This is a genomic window from Mycobacterium sp. TY815, assembly GCF_030755135.1.
Classification (GTDB): Bacteria; Actinomycetota; Actinomycetes; order Mycobacteriales; family Mycobacteriaceae; genus Mycobacterium.
In genome coordinates this window covers 241,364-260,251 of record NZ_JAUFRX010000004.1, presented here as the reverse complement: position 1 = coordinate 260,251, position 18,888 = coordinate 241,364, and the positions used below count along the sequence as shown (strand labels likewise).

The 18,888-nt window shown below is 64.4% G+C and carries 17 protein-coding genes and 1 pseudogene; 13 read left to right on the top strand and 5 right to left on the bottom strand.

Annotated elements, in window-relative coordinates; translation table 11 throughout:
• Positions 1-424: 424 nt before the first annotated feature.
• The 3 genes from QXK92_RS31150 to QXK92_RS31145 all read left to right on the top strand — a co-directional run bounded on the left by QXK92_RS31150 (position 425) and on the right by QXK92_RS31145 (position 6,401).
• Positions 425-4,063, top strand: coding sequence for a PE family protein (locus QXK92_RS31150; RefSeq protein WP_371934625.1), 3,639 nt, complete (start codon positions 425-427; stop codon positions 4,061-4,063).
• 103 nt (positions 4,064-4,166) lie between these two features.
• Positions 4,167-4,517: a hypothetical protein gene (locus QXK92_RS34235; protein WP_371934624.1), complete on the top strand. Its 351-nt coding sequence runs from the start codon at positions 4,167-4,169 to the stop codon at positions 4,515-4,517.
• A gap of 231 nt (positions 4,518-4,748) precedes the next feature.
• Positions 4,749-6,401 carry a hypothetical protein gene (locus QXK92_RS31145; protein ID WP_306248287.1) on the top strand — a complete coding sequence of 551 codons (1,653 nt, stop codon included), beginning with the start codon at positions 4,749-4,751 and terminating at the stop codon, positions 6,399-6,401.
• Between the two features lie 85 nt (positions 6,402-6,486).
• Here QXK92_RS31145 and QXK92_RS31140 read toward each other — a convergent pair whose 3' ends face one another.
• Positions 6,487-6,636 (bottom strand): hypothetical protein, encoded by a 150-nt coding sequence (locus QXK92_RS31140; protein WP_306248285.1) that lies wholly within the window; start codon positions 6,634-6,636, stop codon positions 6,487-6,489.
• Positions 6,637-6,734: 98 nt separating this feature from the next.
• Here QXK92_RS31140 and QXK92_RS31135 point away from each other — a divergent pair, with 98 nt between their 5' ends.
• Positions 6,735-7,097 (top strand): DUF2510 domain-containing protein, encoded by a 363-nt coding sequence (locus tag QXK92_RS31135; RefSeq protein ID WP_306248283.1) that lies wholly within the window; start codon positions 6,735-6,737, stop codon positions 7,095-7,097.
• Between the two features lie 443 nt (positions 7,098-7,540).
• Here the strand turns inward: QXK92_RS31135 and QXK92_RS31130 are convergent, their stop codons facing one another.
• Positions 7,541-7,666 carry a hypothetical protein gene (locus QXK92_RS31130; protein WP_306248282.1) on the bottom strand — a complete coding sequence of 42 codons (126 nt, stop codon included), beginning with the start codon at positions 7,664-7,666 and terminating at the stop codon, positions 7,541-7,543.
• Positions 7,667-7,819: 153 nt separating this feature from the next.
• Here QXK92_RS31130 and QXK92_RS31125 point away from each other — a divergent pair, with 153 nt between their 5' ends.
• From QXK92_RS31125 to istB, 6 genes are all read left to right on the top strand, one after another.
• A complete protein-coding gene (locus QXK92_RS31125) occupies positions 7,820-9,928 on the top strand; it encodes a serine/threonine-protein kinase (RefSeq protein WP_306248280.1) in 2,109 nt (702 codons plus the stop codon).
• Positions 9,929-10,074: 146 nt separating this feature from the next.
• Positions 10,075-10,398 (top strand): hypothetical protein, encoded by a 324-nt coding sequence (locus QXK92_RS31120; protein WP_306248278.1) that lies wholly within the window; start codon positions 10,075-10,077, stop codon positions 10,396-10,398.
• Positions 10,395-10,523, top strand: coding sequence for a hypothetical protein (locus QXK92_RS31115; RefSeq protein WP_306248276.1), 129 nt, complete (start codon positions 10,395-10,397; stop codon positions 10,521-10,523). The genes QXK92_RS31120 and QXK92_RS31115 overlap by 4 nt, the downstream gene beginning before the upstream one ends.
• A 243-nt stretch (positions 10,524-10,766) precedes the next feature.
• Entirely contained in the window at positions 10,767-10,889 is a 123-nt protein-coding gene (locus QXK92_RS31110) for a hypothetical protein (protein WP_306248275.1), read from the top strand.
• A 135-nt stretch (positions 10,890-11,024) separates the two neighbouring features.
• Positions 11,025-12,392 (top strand): IS21 family transposase, encoded by a 1,368-nt coding sequence (locus QXK92_RS31105; protein WP_306248273.1) that lies wholly within the window; start codon positions 11,025-11,027, stop codon positions 12,390-12,392.
• Positions 12,389-13,234, top strand: a complete 846-nt coding sequence (istB, locus tag QXK92_RS31100; RefSeq protein WP_306248271.1) for an IS21-like element helper ATPase IstB — start codon at positions 12,389-12,391, stop codon at positions 13,232-13,234. Before QXK92_RS31105 ends, istB begins: the two co-directional genes overlap by 4 nt.
• Before the next feature lie 190 nt (positions 13,235-13,424).
• On the opposite strand, the gene QXK92_RS31095 is transcribed toward istB, so the two are convergent.
• Positions 13,425-13,601, bottom strand: coding sequence for a hypothetical protein (locus QXK92_RS31095; RefSeq protein WP_306248269.1), 177 nt, complete (start codon positions 13,599-13,601; stop codon positions 13,425-13,427).
• 65 nt (positions 13,602-13,666) lie between these two features.
• On the opposite strand from QXK92_RS31095, the gene QXK92_RS31090 reads away from it, so the two are divergent.
• The 3 genes and pseudogenes from QXK92_RS31090 (at position 13,667) to QXK92_RS31080 (ending at position 15,968) form a co-directional block, all read left to right on the top strand.
• A complete protein-coding gene (locus QXK92_RS31090) occupies positions 13,667-14,077 on the top strand; it encodes a hypothetical protein (RefSeq protein ID WP_306248267.1) in 411 nt (136 codons plus the stop codon).
• Positions 14,078-14,114: 37 nt separating this feature from the next.
• Positions 14,115-14,963 (top strand): annotated as a pseudogene (locus QXK92_RS31085) (serine/threonine-protein kinase); the annotation flags it as partial.
• Positions 14,964-15,230: 267 nt separating this feature from the next.
• Positions 15,231-15,968, top strand: a complete 738-nt coding sequence (locus QXK92_RS31080) for a DsbA family protein (RefSeq protein ID WP_306248384.1) — start codon at positions 15,231-15,233, stop codon at positions 15,966-15,968.
• An 881-nt stretch (positions 15,969-16,849) separates the two neighbouring features.
• Here the strand turns inward: QXK92_RS31080 and QXK92_RS31075 are convergent.
• Positions 16,850-18,310: a hypothetical protein gene (locus tag QXK92_RS31075; protein WP_306248265.1), complete on the bottom strand. Its 1,461-nt coding sequence runs from the start codon at positions 18,308-18,310 to the stop codon at positions 16,850-16,852.
• A complete protein-coding gene (locus QXK92_RS31070; RefSeq protein WP_306248263.1) occupies positions 18,291-18,839 on the bottom strand; it encodes a hypothetical protein in 549 nt (182 codons plus the stop codon). Before QXK92_RS31070 ends, QXK92_RS31075 begins: the two co-directional genes overlap by 20 nt.
• Positions 18,840-18,888: the final 49 nt, after the last annotated feature.

The following is an 18,888-nucleotide window of genomic DNA, read 5'->3' as shown; positions in this document are numbered from 1 at the left end:
TCAGGCCAACGACGACGGGTGGGCGGTGCGCCTGCGGGAGAGGCAAATCGCAGCGGCTTGAGCGACTTCGCCGAAACGCAGACATTGCTCGGAGGGCGACGTTACGATCCGATGGGCCAGGGGGATGGCTGATCACATCCGATCTGTTGGGGGCACACGTGTCTTATGTCTTAGGCGATCAGCTTGATGTGCCGGCGCCCGCGCGGCACCGGGGTCCGGCGACTTCAAGCAATTACGAATACCGTGACCGCAAGTTCAATTTTGCGATCCCGGTCCGTGGCGTCGCCGCGTTTTCATCAACGCCGTGAGGCGTGCGCAAATCGTCAAACCCCAGATCCTCTCGCCGACGCGGGGCTAAGCTGCAGCTGGTCGGATAGATCTGACACGTGTCGTTGACGATAGCTGCAGAGCGGGTGACCCCGAGATGTCGTATGTGCTTGCAACTCCGGCTTTTATCGACGCAGTAGCCGCTGATTTGGCGAGCATCGGTTCGGCGGTCAGCGCAGCAAACAATGCGGCGGTGGCGACGACAACGCAGGTGGCGGCTGCCGCTGGCGATGAGGTGTCGGCAGCTGTCGCGGCGTTGTTTGGCGCCTATGGCGAGCAGTATCGGCAGCTCAGTGTTCAAGCTGCGAGCTTTCATGAGCAATTTCAGCGGACCATAGCAAGCAGCGCTGAGGCTTACGCGTCCGCCGAAGCGCTCAGTGTCGATCAACTCGTACTCGGCGTCATTAACGCGCCCACTCAAGCGCTTTTGGGACGTCCACTGATCGGCAATGGCACCAACGGTGCGCCAGGCACCGGAGCAAATGGTGGGGCCGGCGGAATTTTGTGGGGCAATGGGGGCAACGGCGGATCGGGGGCACCCGGACAGTCCGGAGGCAGGGGCGGCGACGCGGGTTTGTTCGGTAACGGGGGAGTGGGCGGGGCCGGCGGAGCCGGGGTTACTGGTACGGATGGCCCGACGGGTATCCAGGGCGGTGCGGGTGGCTTAGGAGGCAACGGCGGAGCGGGTGGAGCGGGCGGACTTCTGTCCGGGAACGGCGGTGCGGGAGGCGGAGGAGGGCTTGGCGGAGGTGGTGGCGCGGGCGGCAACGGCGGCGCCGGTACGCCGGGCGCGTCCGGCGTCAACGGCGGGACAGGTGGAGCCGGCGGCGCGGGCGGTGCGGGCGGGTCGGGTGGACGGGGCGGCGAGGGCGGCGCAGGCGGGCAGGCCGCCGGGCTCTTCGGCGGCGCCGCCGGCGCTCACGGCGCCTCGGGAAGCGGCGGTTCCGGCGGTTCCGGCGGTACCGGCGGCACCGGCGGGGTTGGCGCTGCCGACTCCGGTGCCGGAGCGGGCATGGGCGGCCAAGGCGGCGCGGGTGGTGCGGCCGGTCTGGGCGGTAGTGGTGGCCCCGGCGCCAGCGATGGCGCCGGGGGCACTGGCGGCCAGGGCGGCACCGGCGGCGACGGCGGTGCTGGAATGCACGGCGCGTCGGGCGGCGGAGTTGCGGGTGCTGGCGGCGAAGGCACCCAAGGCGGCGCGGGCGGGGCAGGAGGTGCCGGCGGAGCTGGTATCGGCGGCGCCAACGGTGCCGGCGGCACCGGCGGCAACGGCGGCCGGGGCGGTCAAGGCGGCACAGGGCTAATTGACTCAGGCTCGGGTGCGGGCAGCGGTGGCACCGGGGGAAACGGTGGTTCCGCCGGTCTCGGCGGTGGCGCCGGTACCGGAGGATCCGGTGGCACAGCGGGTGCGGCGGGCATCGGCGGGGATGGCGGGACCGGGGGGCAGGGCGGCCGTGGCGCGGACGGTATTACCCCGGTCGGTAGTACCGGGGCGGCGGGGACGGCCGGGACGGCCGGCGGGAGTGGGGGGCAGGGCGGCCAGGGCGGCGCCGCCGGTGCGGGTGGTTACGCCGGCAACGGCGGTGTCGGCGGGACCGGGGGCAGCGGTGGTCTGGGCGGTAACGGAGCCACCGGCACGGCGGACACCGGCACCGGCGCCGGAACTGGCGGTGCGGGCGGCAATGGGGGCAATGCCGGTGCGGGCGGCAGCGGCGGGGCTGCGGGTACGGCCACCGGCGGAGCCACGACCGGCAAGGCGGGCGTTGCGGGTGCGGCGGGCATCGGCGGGGATGGCGGGACCGGGGGACAGGGCGGGCAGGGTGCGGCGGGGGTGAACGCGACCGGCGCCGGGGCGGCGGGGACGGCCGGGACGGCCGGCGGGAGTGGGGGGCAGGGCGGCCAGGGCGGCAGCGCCGCCGGTGCGGGTGGTCACGCCGGCAACGGCGGTGTCGGCGGGACCGGGGGCAGCGGTGGCCTGGGCGGTAACGGAGCCACCGGCACGGCGGACACCGGCACCGGCGCCGGAACTGGCGGTGCGGGCGGCAATGGGGGCAACGCCGGAGCGGGCGGCAGCGGCGGGGCTGCGGGTACGGCCACCGGCGGAGCCACGACCGGCAACGCGGGCGTTGCGGGTGCGGCGGGCACCGGCGGCAACGGCGGGACCGGAGGCGACGGCGGAGCCGGTATGCAAGGCGCCCCAGGCAAGGGCACCGGCCCGGGCACAGGCCCGGCGGGTATAGGCGACAAGGGAAGCGACGGCGGCAACGGCGGTGAAGGCGGGGCTGGCGGCAGCGCTGGCAGCGGGGGCACAAATGGCAACGGCGGCACCGGCGGCACCGGCGGCACCGGCGGCACGGGCGGCATCGGCGGCACCGACGACGGATACAACCCCGCTAACGGCGGCAACGGCGGCAACGGCGGCACCGGCGGCAACGGTGGGACCGCCGGCGGCGGCTTGGGCACAGCCGGCCAAGCGGGCGGTGCCGGCACCGGCGGCGCGGGCGGCATTGGCGGCCAAGGAGGAAGCACCTCGTTTGCTGGTCACATCGGCGGAACTGGCGGTCAAGGCGGTCAAGGCGGTCAAGGCGGTCAAGGCGGAACCAATCTGGCCAACGGCGCCGGCGGAGACGGGGGCCTCGGCGGTAAAGGTGGACTCGGTGGCGCCGGCGGCGTCGCTACCACGAAAGCAATTAACGGCACCGGCGGCCAAGGCGGTACTGGCGGCCAAGGCGGTGCCGGCGGTGCCGGCGGTGCCGGCGGTGACGCGACCGGCGCGGACCGTAGCGGAGGTACCGGTGGCAAGGGCGGTGGCGGCGGGGCGGCGGGTTCCGGCGGCGCGGTGGGCACCGGCGGTGTAGGCGGTAACCCGGGTGCCGGCGGAAATGGCGGTTCCGCCGGCGCCGGTGGATCTGGCGGCAACGGTATCGGCAAAGGCAATGGAGGAGCAGGCGGCAGAGGCGGAGTCGGCGGAAGCGGCGCCGACGCTTTCACCGGTGACAACGCGCTTGCGGGCACAGGAGGCGATGGCGGAGACGGCGGGCAAGGCGGCGCCGGCGGTACGACGGGTAACGGCGGCGGGGGCGGTGCTGGCGGCTCCGGCGGCCGAGGCGGCAACGCTGACGGGGACCTTCAAGCCAAAGGCGGTGGCGGTGGCGGTGGTGGAGCTGGCGGGGACGGCGGCGCTGCAGGGGTTGGTGGAGGCATCGGCGGTACCGGGGGTAACGGCGGCGCGGGTGGGCTAGGTGGATCTGCCTCATCCACATCCACGCTCGGCACCCAAGGCTCGGTCGGAACCGGCGGGACCGGCAGCGCCAACTCTGGCGCAGTTGGCGGCACCGGCGGCGCAGGAGGAGGCGGAGGAGGGGGCGGCTACGCCAACGGGCAGTCCGGCGCAGCGGCTGGCGGTGGTGGTGGTGGCGGCGGCGGTGCCGGTTCTACCACAGCCCTTGGCGGCCGCGGCGGCCAAGGAGGCTCCGCCAATAGCTCCTCTTACGGCACACACACAGGTGGTCCCGATGACGGCCCGCTACCGCAATTGGGTAGAGGCCTCGGTGGTGGTGGCGGCGGCAGCTCCACCAGCTTCTACCAGGGCAATGGCTGGACAGGGCTCAATTCCACCGGCGGCAACGGCGGGGATCTAAATCCTTCAAACAACGGTGGCAACGGCGGTAACGTCGGTATTGGCGGCAGCGGCGGCAATAGCATGGGCTTTGCTGGCCGCGCCGGTCGCTCTAGTTAAAACTCCGCACACCGATAACCACAGTCGTCCCGGCCCAGGGATTGGCATGTTGGTCGGTGATCCGGTGATCCGGTGATCCGGTGATCCGGTGATCCGGTGACTGGTGCTGACCATCGCCCGGGGAGCAACAACCAGCGGGGCTCATGGAGGTAACGGTGGCAACGCCGGTACGGCAGGCGGCGGCGGCGCCGCAGGTTTAGCTTTCGGCGAGGGCGCCTCAGGTGCACCCGGGGTTGGCGGTCTAGGTGGCTACGGCGGAAACGGCGGAAGCGGTGGAACCGTGGGTAACTGTGGTGACGGCGGCAACGGAGGCAAAGGCGGAATCGGTGGCAACGGCAGCTCGGGAGTTGACTTCGGTCCCGCTCAAGTCGTTACGAGCGTGGCCGGCCAAAGTTCAGCAAGCAAAGGACTCTGCGCCCAGGGATTGGCATCCGGTGATCCGGTGACCCGGTGATCCGGTGCTGACCTTCGCCTGGCAGCCCGAAGATGTGGCATCCGTCCGCACCCGGGGGCAAAATCCATGGTTTGTCACGTGACGTATCGACGAACGTGCCGACTTCGACGACAGGGCACGGTCGGTGGCTTGACGCCGCGTGCTGTCCGAGACCGGGCTCGTCGACTTAGGGACGCGCTGCGCCGTCAGATTGCTGGCGGACTTGTCGGTGTGACGCGTTAGCTTGTGGCAATGCGTTGGTATGCCCGACCTGAAAACCGCCCCCTAGGGTTCGAGCCGCGGCTGGCATCGTGGAACAAGTCCGACGATCCAGCCCAAGTTCGCCTGAGGGCGTATCTGGATGAAACTGAGGCGCTGCTCGCTGGCTCGCGGATCGACGGTCCGTGGGCCCTCCGACTCGACGTCGGGCTCCCGGCTACACGGGATCTGCTCGACGCAGCCGACCTCGACAACTACGCGTATCCACTTGCCCATCGCCTAGGGGATCCGGGCCTGGTATCGGTGTGGTGCACGAAGGAGCACAGCGAGCGGTCGATGGTACGGATCGACACTGCTCGCGAGTTACCTGCGCCGTCGACTGACGTGGTGATCGCGAGGACTACCGCATCGTCGTCGACTGTCGCGTTCAAAGAGCAGATCCGGTCCGCCGTGGCCGAGGCGACGGAACTGCCTCACGGACCTGTCAGGCTCGAACTGTCCTTCGTCGTTGGTCCAGGCAGAAACTGGCTGAACCTCTGGAAACAGACGATCGATTCACTCGACCCCCTCCTGGGACGGACATACCCGGACCGCCTTTGGCATCCCCGCGACGGCAGGATCACCGAGCTGGGCATGCACGTCACGGTTGACCCGGCCGCCGGCAACCAGGTCGTGGTTGGCATCAATGCCGAGCTGGGACGAATGAGTGTCAGCCCGTACGGTCGCTTAGATCTGGGCGATAAGGTGCTGATCAATCAGCCCGGCACCCGCGATCACCGCCGAGTGGGGGGTCTCGTAGGCCTGGGGCCAGGCGACTCGTCACTGCTCGAAATCGGACAGCAGACCTTCGGTGGACCGTCGATCAGCAATCTCACTATCGTCGACATTCGCATTCCCGAGGGAGTGGTGATCACCGACCTGGTCGGCCACGCTGGACCGTGCCGCGACACCGAGGGCAAGCCAGGGGGGTGCGACGTCATTTTGGCCTGGGGTCACCTAACACCGGATGACCACGAGTTGCGCAGCTTCCGGTGCGGAGGGTCAATCGACCCCCCTGTCATTTCCGCGCCTGAACTGCAAGAAGCTAACCCGAAAGACGACACACAAGTGGCCCTGCGAGCCGCTGCCCGCGCCAACGGGTGGCAGGTGCTCGCCGCCAACAACGACGAAGATATTTACTCGCTGCTGGCCGAGCCGGACAAGAGGATCAGGGTGTCATGGTCCGCTGCCGGCACTGTGCTGTTTGCGCATGGGGGTCAAGAAAGCTTCATCCACCGGACGGACGGATTCCCGGACTCCTCGGGCAAGACCGAGCGCCTCATGACTGCGCTCAGGGACCGCACCGACGTAATCCCGCTGATGGAAAATGATATTCGCAAGATCCGCGAGAAGCTCACCGGCCTGCATGAGTACCGTGACGACGACGCCCACTATCAGGAGTGGCTCGCCGCCTTCCCGGACGGCTACGTGATCAACATCCGACGCGACCACAGCGCTGCAGCTGCGCGCGTCCACCGCGCCCGTTGCCGAACGATCAGCGGGCAAGACCCGCAACGGGGCCCGTGGACCGGACGATACGTGAAAGTTTGCGCCAAAGAGTTGGCCGACCTCCAACAATGGGCGACCGATCACGTAGGTAAACCCATTCCGCCGTGCGGAACCTGCCGCCCGAAGTTCCTTAACTGAGCAATGCCGACCAATAGCCGAGCTTGAAGCCGTTGTGCGGGTTCATCATTCGATCTCCCTGCGGGGGAGGAGAAGCCCGGTCAGATCACGACTTCCAGTCGACGTTAATAGCCACGCCCGGTGAATCGCTGGTGGTGTGAAAAACGAACACAAGGTCCGACGGATGGGCGCCTGTCGGCATATCGAAAACAAGCACCGCGATGCCCTGGTTGCCAGGGTTGATGGTGCGTTTCAAATTGTCGGGATCCGTGAATTCCGCCGCTGACAAAGACCCGCGAAACGAAGAATCGGACCATCCACCGGCCGCTACTCAACGGACGAAGCATCGTCCTAATGGCCCAACAACACTCAAGGGAAACGGCTTTGACAACACCACCCGCGGCCGGCTGGTACCCGGACCCGCACGGATCTGGTCGCCAGCGGTATTTCGATGGCACAACGTGGACAGAGAACTACGCCCCACCAGCTCCGCAGCCGCCGGCGGTCAAGATGAGTAAAGGCGGTCGAACACTCGCGATCATCTTCGGAGCAGTTGGTGTCCACCTGGTGCTGATCGTCGGTGTCTCCTGTGTAGCTGCGCTGTCCCGACATGACGGCCGCGGCAACAGCGGCGGCAACTCCGGACCCGCAATTTTCAATGACCAGACAGGTGCGGTCATCAGCCCGTCAGCGACGGCAAGTCCACCTTCACCGTGATCGGCATCGACCAGATGGACTCGATCGGTCTGACGAAGCCCAGAGGCAGAACGTCCCGGAGACTCCTCGTAGGCTCAGCCGGGCACACGTCAGATCCCCGCAACCGGCAACCCAAAGAGGCGCAACGGCGTCATCCACGTCATTCGGCGACTACAGCCGACCGCTAACGAAGAATGTTGGCCGTCGTAAGGGATATCTTCTCCGCAGCTAGGACAGGGCATTCCCTTCATCTCTTCCCGAAGGAGCGCAGCTGGACTCGGAGTGTGGCCGCGACGGATGCCGCTGAGTTACAGCGCGGTGAAGGTGAGGGTCCACGACCCGTGTGTGTTGTACACGTGGAACGTGGTGCGCCCGCTCGCGCGGAACGTCGTTGTGCCGGTCACGCTTTGGGACGTGTTCTTTCCGATGGCGTTGATGGCAGGAGGACCGTCAGTGCCGTCGGCCTACACCGGCGCCACGATCATCGTCCAGCTAGATGCCTGGTAGTTGATGGTGTAGCCGTGAGCCACCAGCTCGGCAGTCTCGACCGACTCACCGGTGCCATTGATAGAGACTGGGTAAGCGGGCACCGGGCTAGAGCACCCGCGGTTGATACCCACCAAATCGCCACGTGGTGGTGTTCAGCTGGGGGAGCGGTCCGCTCATGTCGTGACTAGCTCGGCGGGCGAAGGGCGGAGAACGAGCCGGACATGTAGTGGGCGCGTTCTCGTTATGCTCCTACCATGCTGTTTCACGACGGTGACACCTTTGCAGGCCACACGATTTTGAGCTTGCTTGGGTCCGGCGGGATGGGTGAGGTCTATCTCGCGGTCCATCCGCGGCTTCCCCGACGCGTGGCGTTGAAGGTCCTGCCCCACGAGGTCTCGAATGAAGCAGAGTTCCGGGAGCGGTTCAATCGGGAAGCCGACTTGGCAGCCGATTTGTACCACCCGAACATCGTGGGCGTAAATGATCGTGGCGAAAACGATGGCCAACTTTGGATTTCGATGGACCACATCGACGGTACCGACGCGTCACAGATGATGAGGGACAGCTTCCCTGGCGGTATGCCCCTGGAGGACGCGATTCCGATCGTAGTTGCCGTTGCCAAGGCGCTAGATTATGCCCACCAGCGCGGTTTGCTACACCGTGACGTCAAACCCTCCAACATTTTGGTCACAGACCCCGATGAAGACGGCGAACGCCGAGTCCTGTTGAGCGACTTCGGCATTGCGCGAGAGCTATCCGAGGTTAGCGGGCTTACGGCAACCAATGTCACCGTGGGTACCGTCGCCTATGCCGCACCCGAACAGTTGATGGGCGCAGCCATCGACGGCCGCGCAGATCAATATGGGCTGGCCGCTACTGCATTCGAGCTGTTAACCGGTTCGCCTGTCTACCAACATCCCAACCCGGTCGCAGTCATCAGTCAACACCTCAACGACGCACCACCAAAGCTCAGCGACCGCCGTCCCGACTTGGCAGCACTGGATCCAGTCTTCGTAAAAGCCCTGTCAAAGAGCCCATTGCAGCGCTACCCACGCTGCCGGGACTTCGCTTCTGCAGTAAGCAAGGCATCCGGCGCCCTCAAGCAAAGCCAGGAGAGCACCCAAACCGCCGTCGCCCAACCTGTCGGCTTGACCGATTTCGCCGATGCCCCGCAGCCTGTCCGCGATCGGACCCGACGCCGGCGCCGGACTGTGGCGCTGGCGGCAGCCGCGGTCGCCGTGCTCGGTATTGCCTTGACAACCAATGGGATCGTACAGCACACCAACACAAAGAATGCTGCCGATGCCGCTTCCGCCCCGCTATCCTCGGCTGCCTTGCTCAATGGTGTCTATCGGATCGACTACAACCTTGGTCTGACGACACTGCTCGGTTCTCCCAACCCCAACCCCCCCGAGCAGCCACAGACTGAGACGGCATGGAGAGCATTTCGGTCCACCTGCACGGGCCGCATCTGCGCGGCTAGGTCGGTGGCGCTGGACAGGGACACCCACAGCAAAGTTGACCCTGCCGGACCTACCGCCGAATGGCAGTGGACCGAAAATCATTGGCAGAGCATGCCAAAACGACTACGCACGTCACACCCGGCCGCGAAAGGCTGCACGACCGATACGGCTCAAGACACCGTAGTTGGTGTTACCACATTGGAACCGCAACAACCCGTTTCACAAGCCCCGGCGGCGTCTCTAAAGGTCTTAGCAACGAATACCACTATCACCAACGAGTGCAGTTTGGTGGGCCAAGTCGTGCAGATGTCCGGCACCGGCGTCAGGATCAGCGATGTATCAGCTGACGTCTTGATTCCCGAAACAGTCCCGGCCGCTATCCCGATGCCACCAACCCCTAGCGCGCCCGGCCCTAGCTTGACAGGAATTTATCGACTCACATTCGACAACTCCGGAAACACTGTAAACGGAACCCTCACTCCCGGAACAGGTACCAACGTTGAAACTTGGGGATTTCGTTCCTTCTGCAGTCCAAATGGATGCGTCGCTACCGCAGCGGCAGTCGACAACGACAACACCGGCGAAGCGCGGGGATCAGCAGCTGTCTTCCATTTCACCGACAACACCTGGCAGGGGTCGAAATCAGTTGTAATGATGCCTTGCGAGAAAGTTAGCCTCCGAGCCAAGAACAACCCGGATGGCCTGACCGCGGCTGCCAACACCTACAATCTTCATCTTGAGCCGAACGGAACACTCGTCGGCACCCACATCATTATGTTTACCGACAATGTCTGCGGCATCGATGGAGTCACTTATGGCCTGCCTTTCATCGCAACCCAACTGACACCAGTGATTCCGAGCACCCTCATGCTTGCCGATCCCACTCTCTTCCTGAATTGAGCCGTGTCCGGGATGAGGCGAAATCTACGCACGGCTCAAGCAGCTCGCGAGGTTGATTAGCAGTGCGGGACCGGAAAGCAAAGAAGCAGCAATATTGGCCACGATACAAGTGAGCCCATTACTGCGGGCAATCCACGAAAGGACTCTTGAGTAGGATCAGCACCATTCACATCACCGGGCCACCAACGGCGTTCGGCGCGTACAGCCGAGCGTGGGTTGAGCAGCGACCGATCAGTGGCAGCACCCGTGCGCCTTACCGCAGGCTCCTCACCGAGCACATTCTGCCGACATTCGCAGCATTGTCCGTAAGCGACATCAGCGCCGAAGCGGTGGCCATTTGGCATGCCGACACGGCGCCCAGCACGCCGGTCACCCGCATCCACGCTTACGCACTGCTGCGATCGATCATGCAGGACGCGTTGGACCGCAACCTGATCGAGTTCAATCCGTGTGCCAGGCTCCGGATGTGAAGACGTCCCGCCGCGCCGAGGCTGTGCGCCCGCCAACAGCCGAGGAAGTTCAGGCGATCGCCGCGGCCATGCCGGCGCCCTATCAGACGCTGGTCCTCATGGCCGCCTGGCACGTCGCTGGGTGAGCGGCTGGCCACCAGGGCGCCATGGAACCCTGAAATTCACTTGCGTGCCGATGTAGTGGCGCTGATTACCGCTACCAGCCTTTATCCCCTAGGAGCGGATGTCATCTATCTCCGCTGACAGCTCGCCATCGATCTGTCCTTCAGGTGTGACGGGATGAGTACGAATTCCTCTGGTGCGGAGTGGTTTCGGGGTTCAGTAGCAAAAACAAGCTCTCTAGCCCGGCGAAGTGCCCGCTACCGCAATTGGGTAGAGGCCTCGGTGGTGGTGGCGGCGGCAGCTCCACCAGCTTCTACCGGGGCAATGGCTGGACAGGGCTCAATTCCACCGGCGGCAACGGCGGGGATCTAAATCCTTCCAACAACTGACGGCGCTCATTGAAAATGCTCAGTTCTGCTCGCCGAAAGTGCTCACCTGTGTGGCTCCGCCGATGAGGGCGGGCCTCCCTCGATGCTGGTGGTCTCTGACCACGCACCAGCTCTTTGAAGGAGACCCGCTTTCTCATGCTCACATGGGAGGACGACTTGGAGATACACGCCCTGCGTAAACGAGGCTGGTCGATCTCGGCCATTGCCCGGCATACGAAGAAGAACCGCAGAACGGTCCGTAACTATCTGAACGGTGTCACCACTCCCGGGGTGCGCAAGCCCGGCACCACCGATGCGTTCGAGCCGTTCGTGGAGTACGTGACCGCGCGGCTGGCCGAGGATCCGCATCTGTGGGCGCGCACGTTGTGCGACGAACTCGAGGACCTCGGTTATGGACTGTCGTATTCGACGCTGACACGGCAGATCCGGCTACGCAACCTGCGCCCGGCCTGTCCGGACTGCGCGCATGCCACAGACCGCGCCAACGCGGTGATCGCGCACCCGCCCGGGGCTGAAACACAATGGGACTGGCTGGATCTGCCGAATCCACCCGCATCGTGGGGGTGGGGTGCGATGGCGCATCTATTGGTCGGATCCCTGGCTCACTCGAGTCGGTGGCGGGCAGTGCTGGCGCCGGCAATGACCCAACCGCATCTGGTGGACTGCCTGGACCGGGTGTCGCGCACGCTCGGCGGGCTGACCCATACCTGGCGCTTCGACCGGATGGCCACCGTGTGTGACCCCGGTTCTGGTCGGGTCACCGCGTCGTTCGCCGGAGTAGCCAAGCACTACGGCATAACCGTCGCTATCTGTCCACCACGGCGCGGCAACCGCAAAGGTGTGGTGGAGAAAGCCAATCACACAGCAGCCCAACGGTGGTGGCGCACATTGCCCGATGACATCACCGTCGAGCAGGCACAGCAGAGCCTCGATGAATTCTGCCGGGTTCGTGCTGATGCCCGGTGGCGGGCCACCGCTGCCGGCAAGGTCACGGTGGCCACCCTCGCAGCTACCGAACCCTTAGCGCCACTCCCAGAATCGCCATACCCGCTGATCCTGCGCGAGGACCGCACGGTGTCACGTCAGGCGATGGTGTCCTACCGCGGCAACCGCTACTCAGTGCCCCCGGAGTTGGCATCAGCGACGGTCAGTGTCACCCACGTACTGGGCTCGGCGGTCATCGACATCGTCACCTCCGCCCAGATCACCATTGCCCGCCATCGGCTGGCCGCCGATGGTGCCGGGGTCATGGTCCGCGACCACGGCCACGTCGTGGCACTGGATCAACTCGCGATGGCCACCGCCGCCATCGGCGGCCGATCCCATCGCCGCAAGGAGCGCATCCCACCCGGGGCGGCTTCCCGGTCGGCGGCCCAAGCACTGCGCATCAACGCATCTCACATCAACCAAATCCAAACAGTGGACACGGCGAACTCCCCGACGACGGTGATCGATCTGTCCACCTATGAACGCGCCGCCCGCGGAAGGAACACCCTGCCATGACCGCCCGACCCACCACCGCCGACCCGGTGCCTGCACCCAACACTGCCGCCCAAGCCAGTCTCTACCAACGTCTGCGCGGCCACCTGGCGGTACTCAAGCTGCACGACGCCGCCGAAGCGCTGCCCTCCGTCCTGGACCGCGCTCAAGCCGACGGCACGTCGATGACGGCGGCCCTGGAGGAACTACTCGCCATCGAAGTCCAGGCCACCGAAGCCCGCCGACTGGCCGGCCGGTTGCGGTTCGCCTGCCTGCCCACCCCGGCCTCGCTGGAGGACTTCGACTACGACGCCGCCCCCGGACTGGACCGCAAACTCATCGCCGAACTAGGTACCTGCCGTTACCTGGAGACCGCCACCAACGTGCTGCTGATCGGGCCACCAGGTGTCGGCAAAACCCATCTGTCGGTCGGATTAGCCAGGGCTGCAGCCCATGCCGGCTACCGCACTTACTTCACCACCGCCGCCGACCTCGCCGCCCGCTGCCACCGCGCCGCGATCGAGGGACGCTGGGCCACCACCATGCGGTTCTACGCCGGGCCCACCATCCTGGTCATCGACGAACTGGGCTACCTCCCGCTGCCCGGTGAAGCCGCCTCCGCGCTGTTCCAGGTTGTCGCGCAACGCTATATGAAGACGTCGATCGTCATCACCACCAACCGCGGCGTCGGCGAATGGGGCGAAATCCTCGGCGACACCACCGTCGCCGCGGCCATGCTCGACCGCCTCCTGCACCGCTCGGTAGTCCTCAACCTCGACGGCGACTCCTACCGCCTGCGAGACCACCACGCCCGAGCTGAGAACCTCCGCAAAGCAACCACCGGAACCCGACAACCACTACAGTGAACCCAGCTCACAGGTGAGCACATTCACCGATCAACACTGAGCACTTTCGATGAGCCTCGTCACAACGGCGGTAACGGCGGTAACGTCGGTATTGGCGGCAGCGGCGGCAATAGCATGGGCTTTGCTGGCCGCGCCGGTCGCTCTAGTTAAAAACTCCGCACACCGATAACCACAGTCGTCGTCCTTGCCCTTAGTCCAATCCGGCGGCCTGGATGCGACGTCGGATCTCAGCGAGGTCAATCCCGCCCTGGATGTGTGGCCAGTTGTCACCATCGACCGCTGCTTCGACATCGTTGAAATGCACGTAGCTGCGGCTGACCGGCACGACGGCGTCTCTGCTGGGATACCGGCTTTTGACAACCGCCACGAGGTGTCCGATTCGAGCAAGCGGCAGCCCTGGACGCGTTGACGATCCCCACTCACACACTTAACGTGCAGTGGATTGTCTATGGCCACGGACGTCGCCAAGGGCTACCCACATTTTCTACAAGCTATCGGAAACAACTGTGGGATAACGCAATTGGTTCTCCGATCACGGCCGACGATGTACGGGTAGGACTTAATGACGCCAGCCGCGAAGTCGACGACGGCCTATACCGATCCCGCTGGGAACGCGCCACGCCGGCACAAAGGGAACTGCTGTGCGCTCTGGCCGAGCTGGCCGGCAATGGATCAACCACCGTTTCTAGTTTGACGACGCACATGCGCAAATCTCGGGCCAGCGCTTTGTCGGTAGCACGCAACGAACTGATCAAAAAGGGTCTCGTGTACGCGCCCGAGCGAGGCATGCTCGCATTCACCGTGCCCGGCATGCACGAGTTCGTCCTAGGACAGGAGCAATGAACATGTCCGGACCGGTCGCGATTCGACTCGCGGTGGCGTGCCTCGAGCAGTGCATCAGGGGCCCCGTGCTGGGCGAATCCTGACGTGCGCGTTGGCGCGGATCGATAGCATCGTGACCGTGGCAGGGGACGACGCGGCGGGGACGCCATTCGGACGGTACCGGTTGTTGACGATGCTTGGCGAGGGTGGAATGGGCGAGGTGTGGCGGGCCCACGACACGATGACCGACCGTGAGGTTGCGATCAAAGTCTTGTCCGCGAAGCTGTCCAAAGATGAAGAGTTCCAGCGGCGATTTCGTCGGGAGGCCCATGCCGCGGCGCGGTTGGAAACTCCGCATGTAGTCCCCATTCATGATTACGGTCAGATCGACGGCCGGCTGTTCGTTTGCATGCGGCTGATCAAGGGACGCGACCTCGCCGCAGTCTTGGCCAACGGGCCGCTCGAGCCTGCCCGCGCGGTGGGCATTGTCGGCCAAGTCGCCGAAGCCTTACATGCCGCCCATGAAATAGGACTCATCCACCGCGACATTAAGCCATCGAACATATTGCTGGATGATCGCGACTTCGCGTACCTAATCGACTTCGGGATCGCTCGGGTTGTGGACGACACCCGAATGACCAAGACCGGCAACACGATCGGCACCTTCGCCTACATCGCACCGGAGAGGTTAAACCTCGAGGGTGAAGAGGACACCCGCGTCGATATCTATTCGTTGGCGTGCGTACTCTATGAATGCCTGACCGGGCAGCCACCGTTTACCGCGGACACGATGCCGCGTCTAATTGTGGCCCACATAAGTTCGCCGCCGCCGCGGCCCTCCACCGCCCGGACAGAAGTGCCGGTTCCACTTGATGAGGTCATCGCCACCGGCATGGCCAAAGACCCCGCCAACCGTTACGCGACCACTATCGAGTTTGCAGACGCCGCCCGCGACGCCATCACCGTTCCAATTCGCCGATTAACATCAAGTCCGGCGTCCGATGGAGCCACCGAGCAGGCGCATACTTTGGCAGCGCCCAACGCCCCTTACGCCAAGCCACTGCAAACGCCGCCGCCAGCCGCAACCACCCGCCTCTCGCCGCGCGCGTCAACCAGCAGTCCAGGACGATCGGTCGTCCGACGCAGCGGCCAGCTCTCGGATCAGCCGCCGTCGTTGAGGCCGAAGCGGCGGGTCCGCGCCTCCTGGGTTAACGCCGGTATCGCAGCCATCGCCGTCCTCGTCGTCGCCGTCGGGATTCGTAGCATTGCCCAACACCCGACTGGAACCGTCACGGGAGATGCGGCGCACGGGGCCTCGGGCGATACGGTGCGGGTGAGGTCGAGCAAGTTGGTCAACCGACCGGGAACCACCGATCCCAAGGCCGTGGTCACGTTCTACGAGGACTTTCTGTGCCCGGCCTGCGGTAATTTCGAGCGCGCTTTCGGGCCGACAGTCTCTAATCTCATCGACATCGGCGCCATTGCGGCCGATTACTCCACGGTGTCGATACTCGATAGCGTGCGCAATCAGAACTACCCGTCGCGTGCGGGCGCGGCGGCCATGTGCGTCGCTGACGAGTCCATCGACGCTTTCCGCCGTTTCCATGCCGCGCTGTATAGCACTGGTATCCAGCCCGATGAAAACGGCACAAGCTTTCCCGACAATACGGAGCTCATCGAACTCGCCCGCGAAGCCGGCGTTGTGGGCACGGTCCCAGACTGCATCAACAGCGGCAAGTACCTCGCCAAAGTCGCCGGCGAGGCAGCGGCCGCGCATATCCGCGCGGCCCCCACCATCAAGATCAACGGCGAAGAATTTGAACCGTCGACGCCAGATGCGCTGGTCAGCAAGATCAAAGAGATTGTGGGTGACGTGCCCGGCATAGACACCGCGGCCGTCACGCTCCCTTAAATCCGTAGCATTACAAACGAGTTGGCCGCGGTTCGCCGATGGGATGCCAGGTCAAATCGCGCAGCCGGCCCGGGTATCGGCGATTGGCATGTGATCCGGTGATCCGGTGATCCGGTGATCCGGTGATCCGGTGCTGACCTTCACCCGCACCTCGAAGGTGTGACGTTCGTCCGTCTTGGGCCTCCAATCCTGCAGTTTCGTCACAGTGACGTATCGACGAAAATGCTGATCTGCGTCCGTAAGGGCGGGAAGTGATAGCGCAAAGGGTGGTTACGCACGACAACATGCGACGCGCACCTCGTTGTGCGCTGCACAAGCCCAACGCGGGCGGTTGCGAGGGTGCCTACATGGTGGACACGCATCACATGATTCCGAGTTATAGAAGCCAATGAATTCGTGGCGATTTGGATGAATCTGCAGAGCAACACATTTGCCTCATAACGGATATTATGTCAATCTGAACCCATAGCATGCTCTAACATGCTGCGTCACAGTGCATTTCAACATTAAATGCTGTGCCGATAACTATCTATGTTCTTATTGCGCTCTATGTAGGGCTTTCCGCCGCAGTCGATTGGCGTGAGTGCAAAGCGATTGATTCATCAGATGAATCAGCCTGAGCGCTCTGGCACCAAATGACGGTGTTCGCTTGCTCAGCATTCAATTGCGCTACTCCCCCGCCGGGGGACTGGCGCACTTCACCGAGGTTGTTCTCGGCGAGCTGGGCAGTATCGTGCTGGCTCAATTGGTTGCCGGGCGTAGCACGGACACTCGTGTTCCGAGGGGTTCCCAGGCTCGCGGGGGAACCTTGGCTTGTTGGTATGTGCGCTCCGCCGCTAGTGCCGGGGTGGGTCGGAACGAGTAAGTCGTGACCACACTGCTCACGGTGCTCGCCGCAGCATCATCTGTTCAACGTCGTCCCAGAAACCCTTTGGGCGCGCGTAGCGGAAGTTCAGGTTCTCCCGCGTCCGAAACCACCTGACCACCTTGTCCGTCGGGGAGTACTCCTCAATAAGCAGCGCCATATCGGCCTCGCCCGTAAAGCCGTCGATGATGCTGCCCGTGTCCGGCACACCTAGCGCGGAGTTGTAGCCGCTGCCTACGCGTGCCCCGAGCTGCTGCAGCTGCACGGTGAAGATGTAATCGAAGTGCGCCCGTAGGTACGGGTTCGAGTTCTCTACGAGATTCTTGCTCCGAACCGTGTCCAGGTAGTTGACGCAGTCGTCCATGACGGTCGCGACCGGCTGCAGTTCGAGCGCGACTCCGCGCTCGCTGGCATCGAGGGCATTCATCAACGCGACGCCACTGGACCACGACTTTTGCGTCCTGATCGCATCCTCGATACCCCTGATGGCATGTATCAGCCGCACCACCGGGTTTGGAATTGCCGACGCCTGCCTGCTGAGCAGCGGAGGTGAATGGAGGGAGTACCAGCCGACGACGCTGATTATTAGCAATGCCTGTCGTAGCCAGGCGGGGCCGTTTGCTTCGATCCCCGCACTGACATCCTCTGCCCCCCACAGCCGGGCATAAAGGTCGAGCAGGAATCGGTAGTCGGCCGAAACCGTGCCGGCGCCGTAGAAGCACCTGAGGTACTTGGCAATCTGATCGGCGGCTTCTCGATCGGCTCCCAAGCGACCAAAGAGGTTCAACGCGGTAATTGCGACAGCCCTGCTCTCGAGAATGGTGGCAGGGCGCAGATACACGCCGTGTGCGCCGGGCACAGCCACCGTTGCCAATTGTTGGTGCACCGTCAACTTGGGGCATTCCTGGTTGAAGAGCAGCAGAGCTGTGTCCATGCCCCCCCAGCCACGCTCGACGTAGCGGGGGGGCGCACCGCGAAGCGCGTCGAACCACAGGATCCGCGCCTGAAGTGCCGCAGGGCCGCTGTCTACGAACGTCTCCGAGCTGATTCGCGGGAGATTCCGCAACGGCCCGGGTTCGGCGCGTGCGCGCAGCCGATCGACCAGGGCGGCGCCATCCGTCTGGAAGCCGATAGCTTCCAGGCAGGCGCGCCCGTGGAAGCCCGCACCAAAAGGTGTTGTTAGAAAATCGATCTTGTGCACGATCTCGTGTACATAGAACCCCGCCATCCCGAGAACTTCCATGCGTTCGTCGTCGGAGCACGAGCGATAGAAGCGCATGGCGTCTGCAGGCAGCGGATCTGCAGTGAGGATCTCCGCGACGGTTGCACGTGTTCCGTGCATCCACGTCAGGTGGAATACTGTTCGTGCCATAGGCGACAGATAGACGCCCAGATCGCGAAGGTCAGAGCCCAGGGTGAGGGTGTGCGGCTTGAAGTCGGCTCGTGCGAGGGCTTTCTTAAGCCTTGGGAGGCTCATCTGGCACCGCATCAAGATACTGGCAAAATCCGGACAAGCCGAGTGACAACACCACCGCTGATACGGTGATCACGACCGGAATCGCGAGCAGCGGTAATCCCAGTGTCGCAAGGATTGTCGTGACCAGCGAAGGCACCCCGGCTGTCTTTAACGCTCCGAGGACTGCCTTGTGCTCGTCGCTCTTCGGGTCGCACAACTTCGCCTGACACGAGGCGGCGATGTACTCCCACAACGATTTGCCACCGCGTTTATCGCTAAGCGAGAAGCCGAGACCGGGCTCGGCATCAGCCGGCAGAAAGTCTGCTGGCTGTATGCCTTCCGCATTCATCTCGGCAATGAACGCGTCGAGCTTCCCATACACCGGTTGCAAGGAACCGCCGCCGTCGTGGATGGCCTCAGCGAGGAGTACGACCTCGTCGGCCGCTGCACGAATCTGTTCGTCACCCGACATTTCCATATGCGTAAGAATATTGGCGACGACCGCACCTTGTACTGAGTATTCGACTACGCGAACCTGTGCCGCGAACACCGGGGGACCGCGGGGTGTTCGCCCGTGAACTGTCGGTGCCCTCCGGTAG

Excerpts from the sequence above, each read along its gene's own strand:
- QXK92_RS31150 (WP_371934625.1), top strand. The coding sequence starts at position 425 with ATGTCGTATGTGCTTGCAACTCCGGCTTTTATCGACGCAGTAGCCGCT.
- QXK92_RS31145 (WP_306248287.1), top strand. The coding sequence starts at position 4,749 with ATGCGTTGGTATGCCCGACCTGAAAACCGCCCCCTAGGGTTCGAGCCG.
- QXK92_RS31135 (WP_306248283.1), top strand. The coding sequence starts at position 6,735 with ATGGCCCAACAACACTCAAGGGAAACGGCTTTGACAACACCACCCGCG.
- QXK92_RS31125 (WP_306248280.1), top strand. The coding sequence starts at position 7,820 with ATGCTGTTTCACGACGGTGACACCTTTGCAGGCCACACGATTTTGAGC.
- QXK92_RS31105 (WP_306248273.1), top strand. The coding sequence starts at position 11,025 with ATGCTCACATGGGAGGACGACTTGGAGATACACGCCCTGCGTAAACGA.
- istB (WP_306248271.1), top strand. The coding sequence starts at position 12,389 with ATGACCGCCCGACCCACCACCGCCGACCCGGTGCCTGCACCCAACACT.
- QXK92_RS31075 (WP_306248265.1), bottom strand. The coding sequence starts at position 18,310 with ATGAGCCTCCCAAGGCTTAAGAAAGCCCTCGCACGAGCCGACTTCAAG.